This is a genomic window from Gordonibacter pamelaeae 7-10-1-b, assembly GCF_000210055.1.
In the GTDB taxonomy this organism is placed as follows: domain Bacteria; phylum Actinomycetota; class Coriobacteriia; order Coriobacteriales; family Eggerthellaceae; genus Gordonibacter; species Gordonibacter pamelaeae.
The window spans coordinates 3075253-3094145 of sequence record NC_021021.1 but is presented as its reverse complement, the minus strand read 5'-3'; the positions used below and the strand labels follow the sequence as shown (position 1 = coordinate 3094145).

Genomic DNA, 18893 nt, shown 5'->3' with positions numbered 1-18893 from the left:
CAAGGCGCTCCGCGAGGAGATCAAGGTGCGCCGGGAGGCCGAGGAGAAGCTTGCCTACCTGGCGAACTACGACGCGCTGACCGGACTCCCCAACCGCCGGCTGTTCCAGCAGATATTCTCGCGCTCACTGCGGGAGGCCGAAGCGGGCAAGAGGATGCTCGCGGTGCTCTACCTGGATCTGGACGGGTTCAAGGAAGTGAACGACACCTACGGGCACGAGAAGGGCGACGCGGTGCTCGAGGAGTCGGCGAGGCGGCTGCGGCGATCCGTGCGCAACATCGACACCGTGTCCCGCATGGGCGGCGACGAGTTCGTCCTGCTGTTGCCCGACATCGAGGACGACGAGGCGGTGGAGCAAGCCTGCGAGCGTATCCTTGGCGAGATAAGGAGGCCCTTCCCCCTGGACGAGAACGTCACCGTCCACCTGACCGCGAGCATCGGCGTGAGCCTGTTCCCCCGCGACAGCCAGGACGAAGACAGCCTGCTCACCGGCGCCGACCAGGCCATGTACCGCATCAAGAGGGGCAGCAAGGACCACTACTCCTACACGAGGACCCCCTGAGAAGGACTGCGACGCGCCAGGCTGCTGTAGGCGCCCCTCTTGGCGAAGTCTATATTTCTGCTCATTTTGTAACCTACCTGTTATCCAGCGGTATAATGGGTGCGAAACGACCGTACACACCGCATCCAACCGTATAGAATTCGCTCGCGCTCCGTCCGGGCCTCCAACCTGGACGGAGCGCTTTTTCGCGCGCGCTGGGCGGACCTATGACCAGAAGAGCAGGACATGCAACGCGACAAGATCAAACCGATACTTTTCAGCATCATCAAGCACTCCAGCAAAGAAGAGCTCAAGCGGCAGCTGCCCAAGGACCTCGTGTCGGGCGTCATGGTGGCCGTGGTGGCGCTGCCCCTGTCCATCGCGCTCGCCATCGCGTCGGGCGTGAGCCCCGAGCAGGGGCTCTACACGGCCATCGTCGCCGGGTTCCTCATCGCCTTCCTCGGCGGCAGCCGCGTGCAGATCTCGGGGCCCACGGCGGCGTTCGCCACCATCGTGGCGGGCATCGTGGCAACCGACGGCGTAGACGGCCTGGTCGCGGCCACTATCATCGCCGGCGTGCTGCTCATGCTGATGGGCTTCTTCAAGCTGGGGTCCCTCATCCGCTTCGTCCCCTACACCATCACCACGGGCTTCACGGCGGGCATCGCCGTGACCCTCGTCATCGGCCAGGTGAAGGATTTCGCCGGCCTGGCATTCCCCGCCGGCACCCCCACCGTCGAGACCATGGACAAGCTGCAGGCCGTCGCCCAGAACATCGGCACGGCGAACTGGCAGGCCCTCGCCGTGGGCGCGGTGTGCCTGGCCATCCTCTTCGTGTGGCCCAAGGTGAGCGCGCGCATCCCCGGGTCACTGGTGGCGCTCGTCGCGGGCGTCGCCATGGTGAGCGGCCTTGGCATGCAGGCAAGCACCATCGGCGACCTGTACACCATCAGCAGCAGCCTGCCCGCGCTCCACGTTCCCCAGCTAAGCGTTGAGCTGCTAAGCGACCAGCTGCCGAACGGCATCACCATCGCCATCCTGGCGGCCATCGAGTCGCTTCTGTCCTGCGTCGTGGCCGACAGCATGATCAGCTCGCACCACCGCAGCAACATGGAGCTGGTGGCGCAGGGCGTGGGCAACATCGGCTCGGCGCTGTTCGGCGGCATCCCCGCCACCGGCGCCATCGCCCGCACCGCGGCGAACGTCAAGAACGGCGGCCGCACCCCCGTGGCCGGCATGACCCACGCGCTCGTGCTGCTCGCCGTCCTGGTGTTCTTCATGCCCTACGCCGCGCTCATCCCCATGCCCACCATCGCGGCCATCCTGCTGCACGTGGCCTACAACATGTCGGGCTGGCGCAACTTCGTGCACCTGTGCAGGACGGCCTCGCGCGGCGCGGTGGCCACGCTGCTGCTCACCTTCGCGCTCACCGTCGTGTTCGACCTGGTGGTGGCCATAGGCGTGGGCATGCTGATCACGGTCGTCCTGTTCATGAAGACCGTGAGCGAGGAGACCGAGGTGCGCGGCTGGAAGTACTACTGCGACGAGGACTCGGAGGTCACGCACCTGCGCGAGCTGCCCGCGAGCGTGCGCGTGTACGAGATCAACGGCCCCATGTTCTTCGGCATGTCGGACCGCATCTCCGACATCTCGGTCAAGGAGTTCACGAAGTACCTGATCATCCGCATGCGCGGCGTGCCCTCGCTCGACTCGACGGGCATGAACGCGCTCGAGAACCTCTACGAGTACTGCCGCGAGAACGGCGTCAGCCTCATCTTCTCGCACGCGAACGAGCAACCGATGAAGACCATGCGCCGCGCAGGCTTCGTGGACCTCGTGGGCGAGGACCACTTCCGCGCCAACATCGACGATGCCATAGCCTACGCGCGCGAGCTTCTGGGCGAGGAGAGGAAGGCGGCGTAGGCGGCTCAAAGCCAGGGGACGACAAGGGTGCGCACGACGCTGTCGACGCGCATCATGTCCATATCGTTCCCGCTCGCATAGAGGTAGATGATGTTGCGCCATTCCACGATGCCCGCCGCCTCGTAGGCACTGCGCTTGCGCTTGTGGCTCTCGACGTAGGCCGGGTCGTCCATCATACCGCAGAATTCCAGGTAGAACTCCTTGCCGCCCGCGCCCTCGAACGTGAAGTCGGGATGGAAGGTCATGTGGCCCACCTGGAGCTCCTGCTCGTAGCGGAAGGGGATCCCGTAGCTGTAGAGCGTCTCGGCGATGAGGACCCCGGCTTTCGAACGCATGCGCTCGCCCCGCGACGTGCGCAGGGTGCGGCCCTCGGACAGGTAGCCGCTCGGCTCGAGCTCCTGGATGCCCCATTGCGCATGGGAGGCGATGCGCTGCTCGTCGGTCGCGTCGAGGGAGAGGGCCACCATGTCCACAAGGGGATGGTAGAACGCGTCGAGGGGCAGGTCCCGGTAAGCCGAGGACAGGCTTCCCACCACTTCCTCGGGGTCGAAGCGCCTGTAGCGGCGCACGGCGCGCTCGAGCGTGCGCACGTCGTGGTCGATGACGGCCAAGGCCTTGCGCAGGTACTCCTTGCGCGCGTAGGTCGCCACGAGCTCCGGCCGCCGCGTGATGCCGCGCCGCACGGCGCGCTCGCCATCGCGCACCTCAACGTAGTAGCGCTCGCCGTCGGCCGCCTTCACATGGACGAGCTTGCCGTCGGGCATCTCCTCGAGCTCGAACCCGTAGCGCGCACGCGCCTCCTGGAGCTGGGCGAGGGCGCTTTCAAGCTGCTGGAAGATCATACCGCGCCCCTTTCTCGGAATACGGTAATAAAATCGAGAGAAATTTCCGATATTTTACCGTATCGGGCGAGAAACGCGCCGAAATCCTTCCCGAAGGCGCAATTCCGACCCGAAACCGGTCATCAGGCGGTCAAATCGCGGATTTCGAGCGGGAAACCGCAAAGATCGGTAAAATATCGAGAAAAATTCCTGAATTCATTACCGTATTCTGCCCACCCCGATGCCAAGAACCTGTGCTCTATGGGAGCGCCCTCGCAGCGCCGAGGGTCAATCGCCCTCGCAGCCCCCGTTTCGCCTGCGGCGGAGCGCGAAATCCCCCACAAGGCCCCTGTCGAAACAGTGCGCGTGCTACCATGTGTCTATCACCTTGCCAATCATGATAACGTGATCGACCTTCAAGCACGGAGAGCCGCACCTCCGCGCCTGAACGCGCGCGTAGAGGGGACGACGTTATGAAGCAGAGCACGAGCGCATCAACCTGGCTGTCCAGATTTACCGCCATCATCCTGACCTCATTGATGACGTTGCTCTTCGCAATAACCATCAACAACATGATGACCATAGGCTCCCAGGTAGACCGCACCAAGAACGGCCCCTACCCCGTGTCCGTGGCGGCAGGGCGCGTGGAGACGCTGCTCGTGCAGTGCCGAACCCTTGCCGACCGGCCGCTGTTCGCACGTGCAGAAAGCGCTATCGACGACATCGAGCGCTCCTATGCCGCAGCCGACGCCGACTTGCACGAGAAGATATCTTTCATAGCCGCCGCGCACGACGCCGACCTCGACGCCGCCCGCAAGCTGGAGCAAGGCTACGAGTCCCTCGACACCATGCAAAAGGAGTACGTTGCCCTGTGCCGCAACGCCAGCGCAACCGACGAGCAGATTGCAGCCTTCGTGAACAACACCATCGATCCGGCCGTGAACGACCTCCTGCGTATAAACTCGGGCATCTTGGACGAGTCGACCGAGGCGGTGGGGCAGCTCTACAACGTGGTAACGGACAGGGGGCGGCAAACAGTAGGCTGGGCGGTGGTGCTCATGGCAGGGGTGGCCGTGTCGCTGGCAGTGTACCTTGCGCTCATGTACCGCAACCGCAAACGGGAGGACCGCCTCAAGGCCGACCTGCGGGAAGCGCTCTCCCTCGCGCAAATCGCCAGCGCCGCGAAGTCGCAGTTCCTCTCCAACATGTCCCACGACATCCGCACGCCCATGAACGCCATCGTCGGCCTCACCACCATCGCGAAGGCCCACCTGCACGAGCCCGAGCGCATGGCCGCCTGCCTCGACCGCATCCAGTCGTCATCGCGGCACCTTCTAAGCCTCATCAACGACGTGTTGGACATGGGCAAGATAGAAAGCGGCAAGATCGTCCTCAACGAGGACCGCTTCAGCTTCCCCGACTTCGTCAACGGGGTCATCGCCATCGCCCAGCCCCAGGCCAAGGCGAAGAACCTGTCGCTCGACATCACCTTGGGCACCATTCAGCAGGAAAACGTGGTGGGCGATGCCATGAGGCTGAACCAAGCGCTCATCAACCTGGTGAGCAACGCCGTCAAGTACACGCCCGACGGCGGGTCGATCCGCCTCTCGTTGAGCGAGAGGCCGTCGCACAGGCCCGGCTGCCACGACTACCGCTTCGTGGTGCAGGACACGGGCCTGGGCATGTCGCCGGAATTCCTGGAGCGCCTGTTCGACCCCTTCGAGCGGGAGGAGAGCGACGCCACGAAGCGGATCGAGGGCACCGGTTTGGGCATGGCCATCACGAAGAACGTCGTGGACATGATGGGAGGCTCCATCGAGGTGGAAAGCACCCCGGGCGAGGGGTCCACCTTCATCATGACGGTGCCCCTCCAGCCCCTCGACGAGGAGGAGGACTTCTCCCTCGAAGGCCTGGAGGAAGCTCGCGTGCTGTTGGTGGACGACGATCCGGACGTGATCGAGGGCACGCTGCTTATCCTGGACGAGCTCGGCCTGTGCGGCGACGCGGCCTCGTCGGGCTTCGATGCCGTGCCGCTGGTCGAACGCGCTCACCATGAGGGGCATGACTACCGCTTCATCATCGTGGACTGGGTCATGCCGGGCATGGACGGCATCGAGACCATCCGCCGCATCCGCTCGGAAGTGGGCGACTCCACGCCCATCGTGCTGCTGACCGCCTACGATTGGCACGAGATAGAAGAGGAGGCGCGTGCTGCCGGCGTATCGGCTTTTGTATCGAAGCCCCTGTTCAAATCGCGCCTTCACCACGTGCTGAAGCTTTTCTCCCACCCGAGCGGCCCCGCCGAGAACCCTTGCCCCCCAACCGAGGTGCACCTTGAGGGACGCGTGCTGGTGGTGGAGGACAACCTGCTGAACCTCGAGATAGCCACGGAGCTCATTCAGGGCCTGGGCGCCGACGTCGACCAGGCGATCAACGGGCAGAAGGCCGTCAACGCCATGGCGAACACCCCGGAGGGATACTACGACCTCGTGTTCATGGACATGCAGATGCCGGTCATGGGCGGCGTCGAGGCAACCCGCGCCATACGCGAGCAAGAGCGCACAGGCGGGCGCAAGCCCGTGCCCATCGTGGCCATGACGGCCAACGCCTTCAACGAGGACCGCGAGCGCGCCCTCGCCGCCGGCATGGACGGCTTCATGACCAAGCCCATCGACCTGGCAAAGCTCAAGCGCATCCTCGAGGAGTACCTGGCGAAGCCGTAAGGGGCAGGCGCAAGGCGTCGTGCCGACCGGCACGCCGACAGCCGACGCCCGCGCTGCCGCCTTCTAGTTGGCGCCCTCGGCAATCTCGCCGGTGCGGTACGCCCTAAGCAAGCGCTCCAACTCCGCGATCTGCCGCTTCAGCTCGGCGCCGGTGTCGGTGTCGGCCACCAGCGTGCGCTTGTCCGGCTGCTCCACCACGCTGCGCGACGAGTGGATGTCCAGCTCCCGCTCCACGGCGGCCTGGGCGGACTCCAAGGGCTCGTGCGCCGCCAGCACGAAGCCGTACGAGTTCGATATCAGCGTGTAGCCGGCGATGCCGGTGGTGGGCTGGTAGGCCTTCGAGAAGCCGCCGTCTATGGTGAGCACGCGCCCGCCGCACTTCACCGGGTCCTCGCCGTCCTTCACCTTCACCGGCACGTGCCCGCACACGATGCGCGACGTCTCGGGGTCCAGCCCGAAGTCCTCGAAGATGCCCGCCATCACCTGCTCGTCGTTGAGATAGGTGTAGAACGGGTTCTTGACCTCCTTGCGCGCCTCCTTCTCGGCGATGAGGTACAACTCGAACGTGGCCATCTTGCTCTTCGCGAACAGGGGCGAGCCCTCCCCCAGCCACATGTACCACAGAAGGTCGCGGCCGCGCTTGCGCATCGCGGGGTCAGGGTCGTTGAACGCCGCGCGCACGTAGCGCTCCATGACGTCGTAGAGCGCCCGGCCCTTGAGCTTCTCGCCGAACACGTCCGTCTCCATGAGCGAGCCGTCGGCGTTGAGCGGAACGCACGCATGGAAGAGCAGGCTGCCGTTGTACACCTTGTACAGGCTGCCCGCCTCCAGGAAGAAGTGCATGTGGCGCTGCAGCTTCTCGCAGCCGGTGAACGCCTGCTCGAGGCGCTGCATGACCTCCTCTTCCTCGGGTGTGAGGCGGTAGGGGTCGGCCGGGCCCACCGTGGGGAACACCGTGTCGGTGAGCGCGTACTCCACGCCGTCGAGCATCACCGTGCCGCGCTCGTAGTCGATCTTGTCCAGTAGTTTGCGATCCTCAAGGCCGAAGCCGGGGTTCTCGTCGATGAGCTGGGCCTCCACCTTGAACTGGAGGATGGCCATGGCCTTCTGGATCTTGACGTTCATCTCCAGCTCCTGCGGCGGCAGGTCGGGGCTGCCCTTGAGGCCGAAGCCGACGCAGGGGTCGTCGGCGTAGGCGCTCGTCGCGAACGCCGCGAGCGGCAGGATGTTGATGCCGTAGGCGTCCTCCAGGATGGACAGGTTACCGTAGCGCGCGCAGTTGCGCACCACGTGCGCGATGCAGCCGCGCTGGCCGAGCGCGGCGCCCATCCACACGATGTCGTGGTTGCCCCACTGGATGTCGAGCGAATGGTAGCCCGCGAGCGCGTCCATGATGACGTCCGGGTACGGCCCGCGGTCGTAGATGTCGCCGACGATGTGCAAATGATCGATGGCGAGGCGCTGGACGAGCAGGCACAGCGCCTCGATGAGCGCGCCCACGCGGTCCGTGCGGATGACGGCGTCGATGATGGCCGCGTAGTAGGCCCGCTTGTCCACGCCGTCGCGATCCTCCGTCATGAGCTCCTCGATGAGGTAGGCGAAGTCCTCCGGCAGCGCCTTGCGCACGCGCGAGCGCGTGTACTTCTGCGCCGCGCGCTTGCACACGGCCACGAGGCGCGGCAGCGTCTCCTCGTACCAGGCCTGGGCGTCGTCGGTTTCCGCCAGCTCAAGCTCCATCTTCTCGCGCGGGTAGTAGATGAGCGTGGCGAGCGAGCGCTTCTCCGCATCGCTTAGCGTGTCGCCGAACACGTCGTCGATCTTGAGGCGGATGGAGCCCGAGCCGTTGCGCAGGATGTGCGAGAACGCCTCGTACTCGCCGTGGATGTCCGAGGCGAAGAACTCGGTGCCCTTCGGCAGGTTCAATATGGCGCTTAGGTTGATGATCTCCGCCGAGGCCTTGGCAGCCGTGGGAAACGATCGCGAGAGCAGTTCCAGGTAGCGCTTTTCCATCGCGTCCATGCAAATCCTCCTCGAGGAAAAATAACCGCCGTTCAAAGTAACTATCTATCATATCAGCTTGACGCGGAATTGAGCGGTCGCCGAACGACCGGATGCAAAACATCGGCGGACACGTATTTCCGCGCACACCATCGTCGCGCGCGAGGGCACCCTTGCCGTCTTGCCAGCTCACAAGCCGAGCAAAAAAGAGAAATTGATCCGGTTTATCAATGTCATGGATATCTTTATGGGGTAAAGTATCTGTTGCTATTCGGTTGACGATCTGGTACACGGAACAAAAAACGGGGATAACAAAGCGGGGGCGACGATGGAGCATTGCTACGAGGAGATGGGCGCAGATTACGCCGAGGCGATCCGAAGGATAGGCAGCGACGAACGCATTCGGAAGTACCTGGGCATTCTACGACGCGACGACTCCATGGACATCCTGCGCCGAGCCCTCCTTGAAGGGGATGTTGACACCGCCTTCCGCGCAGCCCACACCATCAAGGGCTCCGCACTCAACCTCGGCCTGTCCCCGCTGACTGACAGCTCGTCCAGGCTCACCGAAGCCCTTCGCTCGAAGGCGTCAAGCGAGACCATCGCGCCCCTGCTGGAGGAGACAGAGCGGGCATATGGGAAGACGATAGCCTGCATCGACAAGCTGTCGAGCCGGGTGGAAGGGGGCCAAGCATGAGGAAGCGCAGCCAGATCCTCATCGTGGACGACTCCGAGCTGAACCGCTCCATGCTGGCGGACATCCTCTACAAGGAATACGACGTCTTGGAAGCCGAGAACGGACGCGAAGCCATCGCGATGCTCCAAGAGCACGAGCACGAGATATCCCTCATGCTGCTGGACATCGTCATGCCCGAGATGGACGGCTTCGAAGTGCTGGCCGTCATGGGCAAGAACAAATGGCTCGAGAGCATCCCCGTCATCATCATCTCGGCCGAAAGCGCCTCCACCTACATCGACAGCGCCTACGACCTGGGCGCCACCGAGTACATCAGCCGGCCCTTCGACCCCAAGGCGGTGCAGCGCCGCGTGGGCAACACCGTCTTGCTGTACTCCAAGCAGAAGATGCTCGAGAACATGGTGACCAACCAGATGCTCGACAAGGAAAAGAGCAACCTGATCATGGTGGAGGTGCTCAGCCACATCGTGGAGTTCCGCAACGGGGAGAGCGGAATGCACGTGCTGAACATCCGCTCCATCACGAAGATGCTGCTCGCCCAGCTCTGCCGCATCTCCGACCAGTACAGCGCCATCCAGCCCCGGATCCCCCTCATCGCCAACGCCTCGGCGCTGCACGACATCGGCAAGATATCCATCAGTGAGAGCATTTTGAACAAGCCCGGCAAGCTCACGCCGGAAGAGTGGCTCATCATGAAGACCCACAGCGAGGCCGGCGCGAACATCCTGGAGAGCACCCGCTACTACCCGCACGAGGAGCTGGTCAGCGTAGCGCGCGACATCTGCCGCTGGCACCACGAGCGCTACGACGGCAAGGGCTACCCCGACGGCCTCGTCGGCGATGACATTCCCATCGAGGCGCAGGTGGTGGCGCTCGCCGACGTGTACGATGCCCTGACGCACAAGCGCGTGTACAAGGAGGCCTTGCCGCACGAGGTGTCCATGCGCATGATATTCGACGGCGAGTGCGGCGCGTTCAACCCGCTCCTCCTCCAGTGCCTGGCCGACATAGGCCCCCAGCTGGAAAAGGAGCTCAAGCTGAAGTCGCTGGGCCACGCCTCGAAAGACGAGATGATCGACGCCACCCGCTCCATGATGCAGTCCGGCAACGTGTCCAACCGCACGCTGGCGCTTCTGGAGCAGGAGCGCATCAAGTACCAGTTCTTCGCCGACTTGTCGCGGGAGATCCAGTTCGAGTACACCGCGCACACCGACACCCTCATGCTCTCGGAATGGGGTGCCTCGCAGCTCGGCCTGCCCAGCTTCATCGAGAACCCGAACGGGAACCCGGAGCTGCTGCGGGTCATGGTGCGCCGCGATATGGAGAGCCTGCGCAACCTCATACTCTCGGCATCCCCGAAGGATCCGAAGGTGAGCGGGCATTACCTGCTGAACGTGAACGGCACCCGCCGCTGGCACAAGTTCCTGGCCCGCCCCCTTTGGCTGGGCAACGACGCCGATATCTTCACCGGGTTCATCGGGAAATGCATCGACGTCCACGACGAGCGTTTGAAGATGGATCGGCTCATAGAGCAGGCGAACACCGATGCGCTCACGGGGCTGTACCATCGCAAAGCCGCCCGAAAGGTCGTGCAGGAGGCCTTGGACGAGGCCGAGTCCGGCATGTGCTTCACGCTCATGCTCTTCGACCTCGACTTCTTCAAGCATGCGAACGATCACTACGGGCACCTGTTCGGCGACGAGCTTTTGCAGGAGACGGCCCGGCGCATGCTCGGCGCGGTGCGCGACGTGGACATCACCGCCCGCATCGGCGGCGACGAGTTCCTCATCTTCATCGAATCGCCCCTTGACTCCACCCCGGCCGTCGAGCGCATCTTCAGCTCTTTGCGGTGCACGTGCAAGGGACACCCCATCACCGTCAGCATGGGCGTTGCCCGCGCACCGCAGGACGGCATGCAGTTCGACGAGCTGTTCCACTGCGCGGACCGGGCGCTGTACGCCGCCAAGCAGCGGGGCCGCAACTGCTACTGCCTGTACGACGACTCCATGGCCGGCCAGCTGTCGGTGCTCTCCGAGATACCCAGCGAGGAAGCCGGGGAGCAATCGCCCGACCAGGCGTGCGGCCAGTGAAGACGACGGCGAAGCGAATAGCGCAAACGCAGGCGCCCTTCTGGCTCAAGGTGACGAGCGGGATCCTCCTGGTTGTCCTCCTGATGGGCACCTGGGCTTTCGTGCGCGCCTACTCGGACCTCAACCAGTCCATCCACGAGGAGCGCGTCGAGTCCGTGCAGCAGATCAGCGACCTGGTCTCGAGGAAACTCAGCCTTCTGAAAGAACTCCACGAGGACGAGACCGCCACCGCCGCACAGTTCCTCTCTCACTCCAACGCATCGACGATGTCCGAGGTGAGCGAGCTGCTCAGCCACTTGAGCGGCATCTACCTGATGATGGACGACGGGCGGTGCCTGTCCCTGGAGGGAAAGGCCATCGTCATATCCGGCTCCATGCTCAGCGAGGACCTGAGCACCTGGACCGAGGTGCATTCCGAGTTCTGCACGGTGCAGGGCAAAGGCGATTTCTGGGCGTTCGCCGCGCCCGTCAGCAACGTCGTCATCGACGGGGCGCCGGTGGCGGGGCTCCTGGAGGTGGTGGACTCCCAGGAATACGCCGATGTGGCCATCCTGCCCGTATTCAACGGCCAGGGCGCCTCGTACGTGGTCGACACGAACGGCGTGATCCTGCTGCGCCCCTCGGAATCGCAGGCGAACGAGTACTTCCAAAGCCACAACTTCCTGCACATCCTCGCCAACGACGGCGTGGACCCCGCCCAGGTGGACAAGCTGCAGACGGCGCTTCGCACCTGCACGGAGGAGCAGGTCCTCGTGGATTTGAGGGGCGACACCTGGCTCATGCAGACGTTCCCCGACAACGAGGGCCGCAACATCGTGATGGCCATCCCCGTGTCGGTCACCGCCCAAGAGACCTTCGCGGGCATGCGCAACGTCATCGGGTTGATGGTCGTCATCGCGGCCGCCTTGGGAGCGCTCTCGTTCCTCTGGCTGCACTACCTGGCCAGCAAGAACCAGAGGACGAAACTCGAAAGCGCCCGCGCCAGCCTCAAGAGCGACTTTCTCACCAAGATGTCGCACGACATCCGCACGCCGCTCAACGCCATCGTCGGGTCGAACGAGCTGGCTCTGCGCTCCCTCGACGACCCGCCGGCCGCGGCGATCCATCTGGAGCGGTCGAAGAAGTCGGGCGAGTACCTGATAGAGGTTATCAGCGACATGCTGGACATGAACCGTCTGGACAGCGGCAAGATGGCCCTCTCGCACAACCCGTTCGACCTGAACGAGGTGCTGGATTCCGTCATCGCGCTGCAGAACGGCCCCGCCGAGGCGAAGGGCGTGGAGCTCGCCGAGGAGCTGCGCTCGCTCTCCCATGCGAACTATTGCGGGGATGCAACCAGGATCAGGCAATGCTTGGTGAACCTGGTCTCGAACGCCGTCAAGTTCACGCCCGAAGGCGGCACCGTCACGCTCACCTGCGAGGAGGCCTCCCAAGACGGGTCGATCTCCCTCATAAAGCTCGTCGTGCGCGACACCGGCCCCGGTATGAGCAAGGAGTTCATGGAGCGCTTGTTCGAACCCTTCGAGCAGGAGCAGTCGTCGCTCACCTCCTCCCACGTGGGCAGCGGGCTGGGGCTTGCCATCGTGCACAGCCTGGTGGAGCTCATGGACGGCGAGGTTTCGGTAGACAGCACGCCGGGCAGGGGATCGGCCTTCACGGTCTACCTCCCGCTGGAGAGAATCTACCTGCCCGCCGCGGAGCCCGAGGCCGAACAGGATGAAAGGGACCTGCTCGAACTCTGCCGCGGCAAACGGGTGCTCCTGGCCGAGGACAACGAGATGAACCGCGAGATCATCGTGGACCTCCTGTCCGATCTGGGCGTGCAGATCGACACGGCCTCCAACGGCGCCGAGGCCGTCCGGAAAGTGGAGGCCTCGGAGGCAGGCTGGTACGCGCTGGTGCTGATGGATATACAGATGCCCGTCATGACCGGGCTCGAGGCGGCCGAGGCTATCCGCGCGAGCCAGCACCCTGACGGGGCGACCCTGCCCATCGTGGCGCTTTCGGCGGGCGCCTACCAGGAGGACGTGGAGAACTCGCTTCGCCACGGCATGCAGGACCATCTGACGAAACCCTTGGACCTCGATGACATAAACAAGGTTTTCCGCAGGTACTTCAACCGATAAGAGGGGAGCACAATGAACGTACGGAAGATCATCAGCAGCCTGATGGCCGGAGCCTTGCTTCTGGGCCTCACCGCCTGCTCGCCCAGCGCTGCCGAGCAGGAAACCCGCCCCGACAACGAGATCGTCACCTACGAGCCGCTTGATCCGAACAAGACGCTCATCACCCTCGGCCGCTACACCGTCTTCAACGACGCCCCGCTGAAAGCCGCCTTGGAGGAGAAGTTCCCCCATATCCAAATAGCCTCGGTCAACGCGGCGGGAACGAACACGGTCAGGGCCTACGTTGAGAAGCAGGGCGAGCACGAGGACCTGCCCGACCTCATATTCAGCGGCATGCGCATGGGCGACAGCAAGTACGCCTACGACTTCTCCGCCGAAAGCTTCACCAGCCGCTACAACCTCTCGTCGCTCGAAGCGCTCGATGCCGACGGCTCGCTGCGCCAGCTGCCCGTCAACAGCGCCGTCAAGGGCATCTTCTACAACAAGACGCTCTTCGAGGAGCACGGCTGGGAGATTCCCGCCACGCGCGACGAGCTGTTCAAGCTGTGCGAGGAAATCTCCGCCGAGGGCATCCGCCCCTTCGTCCCCTGCCTGAAGTACTCGGTGCAGGAGGTGGGCTTGGGCCTGACGAACCGCGAGCTGCTGGGCACGAGCGAGAAACGCGCCCAGTACGAAGCAGTGGTCAAGGGCGAGGCCTCGTGCGAGGGCCTGCTGGAGCCGTACTACAGCGTTTTGAGGGAGCTGTACGACCGCGGCATCGTCGTGGAGGGCGATTTCACCTCGAGCCTCACGAAGAACCGCCAGGCCATGTACGCAGGCGAGATAGCCATGATCCCCGCCGAGCTGGGCATGTACGGCCTCTACGAGGAGGAGAACCCCGACTGCGAGATAGACTTCATCGGCTATCCCACCGACACGTCGGGCGAGCGCTGGATGCAGATGGTGCCGGGCACGAACCTGGCCGCGCCGCAACGCTCCATGGACGACCCGGACAAGAAGCAGATCCTGCTGGACATCGTCGACTACCTGAGCACCGACGAGGGGCAGGACGTGCTGTTCCAGTGCTTCACCGGCATCAGCGGCGTCAAGACATACCAGGAGAACATCCGCAGCGAGTTCTGGGACGTCAAGAACTGTCTCGACAAGGGCCAGCTGTACTTCGCCGACCAGTTCGGCCAGACGAGCGACTTCGAGACGGCCTTCGACTGGATGCGCGGGAACATGACCATGGACGAGGTCATCGCGGCCACCGACGAGTTCGAGCCGCTCGACCCCACCGCGCCTGAACCGAGCGTGGCCATTGGGACCGCCGCCGAGGACTTCACCGCACTCGAGACCAGCATGCTCATGGCCGACGTCATGCGCGAGGCCGCCGGCGCCGATGCGGCGCTGCTTTTGCACGGCACGTACTACAAGGGCAACTCGAGCAAGATCTACCAGGGCACCATCGACATACCCGACCGGTTCAACCTGCGCAGCGTCTCCAAAGACGACGCGCTGACCACCTACGAGATTACGGGCGCGAACCTGAAGAAGCTCATGGAGCACCCTCTGCTCAACGGCGAGGAGGTGAACGCGCTGTACGCGTTCTCCGGCCTGAAGGCAGAGTACGCGCCGTGGCGCGACGAGGCGAGCAACGTGCTGAGCCTGGCGCTGGCCGACGGCACCGAGATCGACGACGGCAAGCTCTACACCGTTGCCGCCTGGGCCGGGACGGTGGACGAATCCTACGTGTCGTCCACGGTGAAAGCGCACTCCGAGCTGGGAACCATCACCGATCTCATGACCGCGTACTTGGCCGATGCGGGCGAGGTGTCCCCCGCAAAGGACGGACGCATCACGCTGAACTGGGAACAGGACGCCGCTTAACCGCCTCCCCTGCCCCAACCGGGGCCGCCCCGCAGGTTGCAGGGCGGCCCCGAGGCCCCGTGCGCTGCGGGGCGGCGGACGGTGTCACGCTACTCCCAGGTTTTCCACACGTCGGGCGCGTAGCCCACCGTGGCCTGCTTGCCGTTGCGCACCACGGGCTCGGCCAGCACGTGCTGGTTTTCCAGCAGCTTGTCGAACTTCTGGTCGGGCGAGAGGTAGGCGAGCAGCGCCACCGTGTCCTGGTCCTTCGCCTTCGGGTCGACGAGCGCGTCGATGCCGCCGACCGCCCGGCGCACCGATTCCAGCTCGCCCTTGCTCATCCCCTTCTCCGCCAGGTCGATGAACTGGAACTTCACGCGCCGCTCCTTGAAATAGCGCTGCGCTTTCTTCGTGTCGAAGCTCTTCTTGGTGCCGAACACCTGGATGTTCATCGCCCTCGCCTTCCGCTCGCTCTATCGATCGCGCGCCGGGAACCCGGACGCGTCTGCCCGCTATACGGTCTCTTTGGGATTATCCCGCCTGCGATTCTAAGACACGAGGAGGAGCCCTACAGGGAGCTCGTCGAAATCCCCGAAAGCGACAGAGCGCGGCACCTCGACCTGCTGCTCATCGCCGACGAATCGGTGGACATGATCGAGCGGTACCTTCACCGCGACAACCTGCTCGCGCTTGTCGAGGACGGCCACCAGCTCGCGGACATGGGGTACTTGAGGATACGCCTCTAGCGCACCGGCTCGTAGCCCAGCTCGGCGGGCAGGTCAGTGGCCTCGAGCTTCATGATGACGGGGCGCAGGCCGTCGTTGCAGCTGACGATGGCGCATCCAGGTTCGCGCATCCAGTCGTCGTGGTAAAACGCGAAGCCGTCGCCGCCGTGGGCGAGCGCGAACACGTACTGGTAGACGGCCTTCCACGCCTCGTCGCAGAATCCCTCGGGCTTGGCGTAGTCGGCGTAGAACTCCTGGCCGGCGCGCATCATCGGGCACGCTTGCAGCCCGGGGACGCCGTACTCCTCGGCCAGCTCCTCGTCGAGCGTGGTCTTCAAAACGGTGATCCTCACCTTGTTCATGGCCATGGCGCATTCCTTTCGCGAACATCGGGCATCCCTCTTCCCTTATCCCGTTATAATGCGGAGCAAGCCGTTGTGGAAGTACGGTCTTTCTTACCAGGTACTATCTTGAAGGGAAGCGCTATGAGCATGGAGCCCTACGAGGGAAGCCTCTCGTCGCTCGCCGACACGCCGTTCGGCTACACGCTGTCGATGATCGGCGGGAAGTGGCGCCTCGTCATCATGTACTGGCTCGTGGAATGCGAGACCATGCGGTTCAACGAGCTCAAGCGCAAGATCGGGCGCATCACCGACAAGACGCTCAGCCGCCAGCTGAAGGACCTGGAAGCCGACGGCCTCATCGTGCGCACCGAGTACCCGCAGATCCCGCCGAAGGTGGAGTACCGCCTCTCCGAGAAGGGGAAGTCGCTCTACCCCCTGATGGAGGCCATGTGCGAATGGGGACGGGAGCACGGAGCGCCGGGGCCGGACGCGCCCGACGAGCCTTCCGCCGACCTTCGCGTATAATGACAAACCCGATTTCAATCCGGAACACAGGAGCACCGCCCATGTCATCCATCCACACCACGCTCGCGCGCGAGCTCGGCCTGACCGCGGCGCAGGTCGCGGCCGTTATCGCCCTTGTCGACGAGGGCAACACCATCCCGTTCATCGCTCGCTACCGCAAGGAGGCCACCGGCGGCATGGACGACGCCCAGCTGCGCACCTTCGACGAGCGCCTCGCCTACCTGCGCAACCTCGAGGCCCGCAAGGCCGAGGTGCTGCACGCCATCGACGAGCAAGGCAAGCTCACACCCGAGCTGCGCGCGAAGATCGAGGCGGCCGAGGTCATGCAACGCGTGGAGGACCTGTACAAGCCGTTCAAGAAGAAGCGCGCCACCCGTGCGTCGAAGGCACGCGACGCAGGCCTCGAGCCCCTTGCGCTGCTCATCCTGGCGCAGGGCCGCAGCGACAAGAGCCCCCTCGCCCTGGCGGCCGGGCTCGTGAACGCCGAGGCCGGCTTCCCCACGCCGGAGGCGGCGCTGCAGGGCGCGCAGGACATCGTGGCCGAGGTCATCGCCGACGACGCCGAGCACACCGAGGCCCTGCGCGCGTTCACGTTGCGCACCGGCGCGCTGGCCGTGGAGGCGGTCGACCCACAGGAGAAGACCGTCTACGAGGCGTACTACGACTTCTCCGAGCCGCTCTCGCGCATCCCCAACCACCGCGTGCTCGCCGTCAACCGCGGCGAGAAGGAGGGCAAGCTGCGCGCGAAGGTGCGCGTGGACGCGGACGCCGCCATCGAGCAGCTCGAGCGCCGCGTGGTCAGGAACCCGGCAAGCCCCTTCGCCCCCGTGCTGCGCGAGGCCGTGGCCGACGGCTACAAGCGCCTCGTGGCCCCCTCCCTCGACCGCGAGATGCGCGTGCTGCTCACCGAGCGCGCCGAAGCCGACGCCATCAAGGTGTTCGCGAAGAACACCGAGAGCCTGCTTTCGCAGCGCCCCGTGCGCGGCGCGCGCGTCATCGCCATCGACCCAGGCTACCGCACCGGCTGCAAAGTGGCGGTGCTCGACGAGTACGGCAAGCTGCTCGACTTCACCACCGTCTACCCCACCCCGCCGCGCAGCGAGGTGCGCAAGACGCAGGACAAGCTGGCCGAGTACGTGGAGCGCCACCGCGCCAACACCATCGTCATCGGCAACGGCACGGGCAGCAGCGAGACGGAGGAGGTCGTGGCCGACCTCATTGCCAAGACGGACGCGCCCCTGCGCTACACCATCGTGAACGAGGCCGGCGCATCGGTGTACTCCGCCTCCCAGCTGGCGAGCGAGGAGTACCCTGACCTCGACGTCACCACGCGCGGCGCCATGAGCCTGGGCCGCCGCCTGCAGGACCCGCTCGCGGAGCTGGTGAAGATACCGCCGCAGTCCATCGGCGTGGGCCAGTACCAGCACGACCTCAACCAGGCGGAGCTCGGCCGCGCGCTCGCGGGCGTGGTGGAGCGCGTCGTGAACCGCGTGGGCGTGGACCTCAACACGGCCAGCGCGAGCCTGCTCGGCTACGTGTCGGGCGTGAACACCGCCGTGGCGAGGAACATCGTGGCCTACCGCGAGGAGCACGGAAGGTTCTCCGACCGCCGCGAGCTCAAGAAGGTACCCAAGCTCGGCGCCAAGGCCTACCAGAACTGCGCGGGCTTTTTGCGCGTGGCCGGCGGCGCGAACCCGCTCGACGCCACGAGCGTCCACCCCGAGAGCTACCCCGTGGCGCGCGAGCTGCTGAAGCGCGCGAAGGTGAAGCCGGAGGCGCTTGCACGCGGCGGCGTCCCCGACATCGCGAGCCGCCTGGGCGACCTGCCCGCCCTCGCGGCCGAGCTTGGCGTGGGCCTGCCCACCCTGCGCGACATCGTGGCCGAGCTGGAGAAGCCGGGCCGCGACCCCCGCGACAGCGCGCCGGAGGTCGTGTTCAGCAAGGGCATCCGCTCCTTCGACGACCTCGTGCCCGGCATGGAGCTCACCGGTACCGTGCGCAACGTGGTGGACTTCGGCGCGTTCGTGGACATCGGCGTGAAGCAGGACGGCCTTGTGCACGTCTCCAAGCTGGCCGATCGCTTCGTGCGCCACCCGAGCGAGGTCGTGGCCGTGGGCGACACCGTCACCGTCTGGGTCACCGCCGTCGACAAGGACCGCGGCAAGATCTCGCTCTCCATGGTGAAGGGGAAGGCGTAACTGCTCGATGGCGGAGTCTGCGAAGGTCTAGCCACCATCCTCGATCCATGGCATAAAAGCACGAGAGACGTCGAGAGGTGTTTCTTCCAAGTCGCCGGGGGGTGTCCTCCGGCACACTTGTTTCTAGGGAACCGTTGATTAAGTAATAGCGTAGCGGCTCAACCGGCCTCGCCATTGGATTTCTTGACACGAAACCTCTCAGGACACGCCGCAGGTCGCATCTCAAACTACGGTAATGGATTCGCAATTTTTTCCCGATATATTACCGAACCTCGGGATCTCGCGTCCGAAAGCTCTCGCTCGACGCCCGATATCCGGCTTTTCGCGCTGATTT

The 18893-nt window shown here is 64.7% G+C and carries 13 protein-coding genes; 9 read left to right on the top strand and 4 right to left on the bottom strand.

The features are described 5' to 3' along the window. Both GPA_RS19530 and GPA_RS14195 read left to right on the top strand, forming a co-directional pair. A partial coding sequence (locus GPA_RS19530) for a GGDEF domain-containing protein (protein WP_167536684.1) occupies positions 1-562 on the top strand: 562 nt, incomplete at its 5' end. Positions 563-787: 225 nt separating this feature from the next. Continuing rightward, the gene (locus tag GPA_RS14195; RefSeq protein ID WP_015540299.1) at positions 788-2464 is read left to right on the top strand and encodes a SulP family inorganic anion transporter; all 1677 of its coding nucleotides are present in this window, start codon (positions 788-790) and stop codon (positions 2462-2464) included. A 5-nt stretch (positions 2465-2469) separates the two neighbouring features. On the opposite strand, the gene GPA_RS16995 is transcribed toward GPA_RS14195, so the two are convergent. Further along, positions 2470-3306 (bottom strand): hypothetical protein, encoded by an 837-nt coding sequence (locus tag GPA_RS16995; RefSeq protein ID WP_015540298.1) that lies wholly within the window; start codon positions 3304-3306, stop codon positions 2470-2472. A gap of 452 nt (positions 3307-3758) precedes the next feature. Between GPA_RS16995 and GPA_RS14185 the strand changes: the two genes are divergently transcribed. Next, positions 3759-6008 (top strand): response regulator, encoded by a 2250-nt coding sequence (locus GPA_RS14185; RefSeq protein ID WP_041239703.1) that lies wholly within the window; start codon positions 3759-3761, stop codon positions 6006-6008. A gap of 63 nt (positions 6009-6071) precedes the next feature. Here GPA_RS14185 and GPA_RS14180 read toward each other — a convergent pair whose 3' ends face one another. Further along, on the bottom strand, positions 6072-8027 hold the full coding sequence (locus GPA_RS14180) for a fructose-bisphosphatase class III (RefSeq protein WP_015540296.1): 1956 nt from the start codon (positions 8025-8027) through the stop codon (positions 6072-6074). 307 nt (positions 8028-8334) lie between these two features. Here GPA_RS14180 and GPA_RS14175 point away from each other — a divergent pair, with 307 nt between their 5' ends. The 4 genes from GPA_RS14175 to GPA_RS14160 are packed head-to-tail and all read left to right on the top strand — an operon-like array spanning position 8335 to position 14788. Beyond that, positions 8335-8703: an Hpt domain-containing protein gene (locus GPA_RS14175; protein ID WP_015540295.1), complete on the top strand. Its 369-nt coding sequence runs from the start codon at positions 8335-8337 to the stop codon at positions 8701-8703. Continuing rightward, positions 8700-10793, top strand: a complete 2094-nt coding sequence (locus tag GPA_RS14170) for a bifunctional diguanylate cyclase/phosphohydrolase (RefSeq protein ID WP_015540294.1) — start codon at positions 8700-8702, stop codon at positions 10791-10793. Before GPA_RS14175 ends, GPA_RS14170 begins: the two co-directional genes overlap by 4 nt. Next, entirely contained in the window at positions 10790-12919 is a 2130-nt protein-coding gene (locus GPA_RS14165; RefSeq protein ID WP_041239702.1) for an ATP-binding response regulator, read from the top strand. Before GPA_RS14170 ends, GPA_RS14165 begins: the two co-directional genes overlap by 4 nt. Before the next feature lie 12 nt (positions 12920-12931). Then, the gene (locus GPA_RS14160; protein WP_015540293.1) at positions 12932-14788 is read left to right on the top strand and encodes an ABC transporter substrate-binding protein; all 1857 of its coding nucleotides are present in this window, start codon (positions 12932-12934) and stop codon (positions 14786-14788) included. Between the two features lie 89 nt (positions 14789-14877). Here GPA_RS14160 and GPA_RS14155 read toward each other — a convergent pair whose 3' ends face one another. Both GPA_RS14155 and GPA_RS14150 read right to left on the bottom strand, forming a co-directional pair. After that, on the bottom strand, positions 14878-15219 hold the full coding sequence (locus GPA_RS14155; RefSeq protein WP_015540292.1) for an arsenate reductase family protein: 342 nt from the start codon (positions 15217-15219) through the stop codon (positions 14878-14880). 290 nt (positions 15220-15509) lie between these two features. Then, positions 15510-15860 carry a TIGR04076 family protein gene (locus GPA_RS14150; protein WP_015540290.1) on the bottom strand — a complete coding sequence of 117 codons (351 nt, stop codon included), beginning with the start codon at positions 15858-15860 and terminating at the stop codon, positions 15510-15512. 117 nt (positions 15861-15977) lie between these two features. Between GPA_RS14150 and GPA_RS14145 the strand changes: the two genes are divergently transcribed. Continuing rightward, positions 15978-16361: a winged helix-turn-helix transcriptional regulator gene (locus GPA_RS14145; protein WP_015540289.1), complete on the top strand. Its 384-nt coding sequence runs from the start codon at positions 15978-15980 to the stop codon at positions 16359-16361. Positions 16362-16402: 41 nt separating this feature from the next. Continuing rightward, positions 16403-18559, top strand: a complete 2157-nt coding sequence (locus GPA_RS14140) for a Tex family protein (protein WP_015540288.1) — start codon at positions 16403-16405, stop codon at positions 18557-18559. Positions 18560-18893 lie beyond the last annotated feature (334 nt).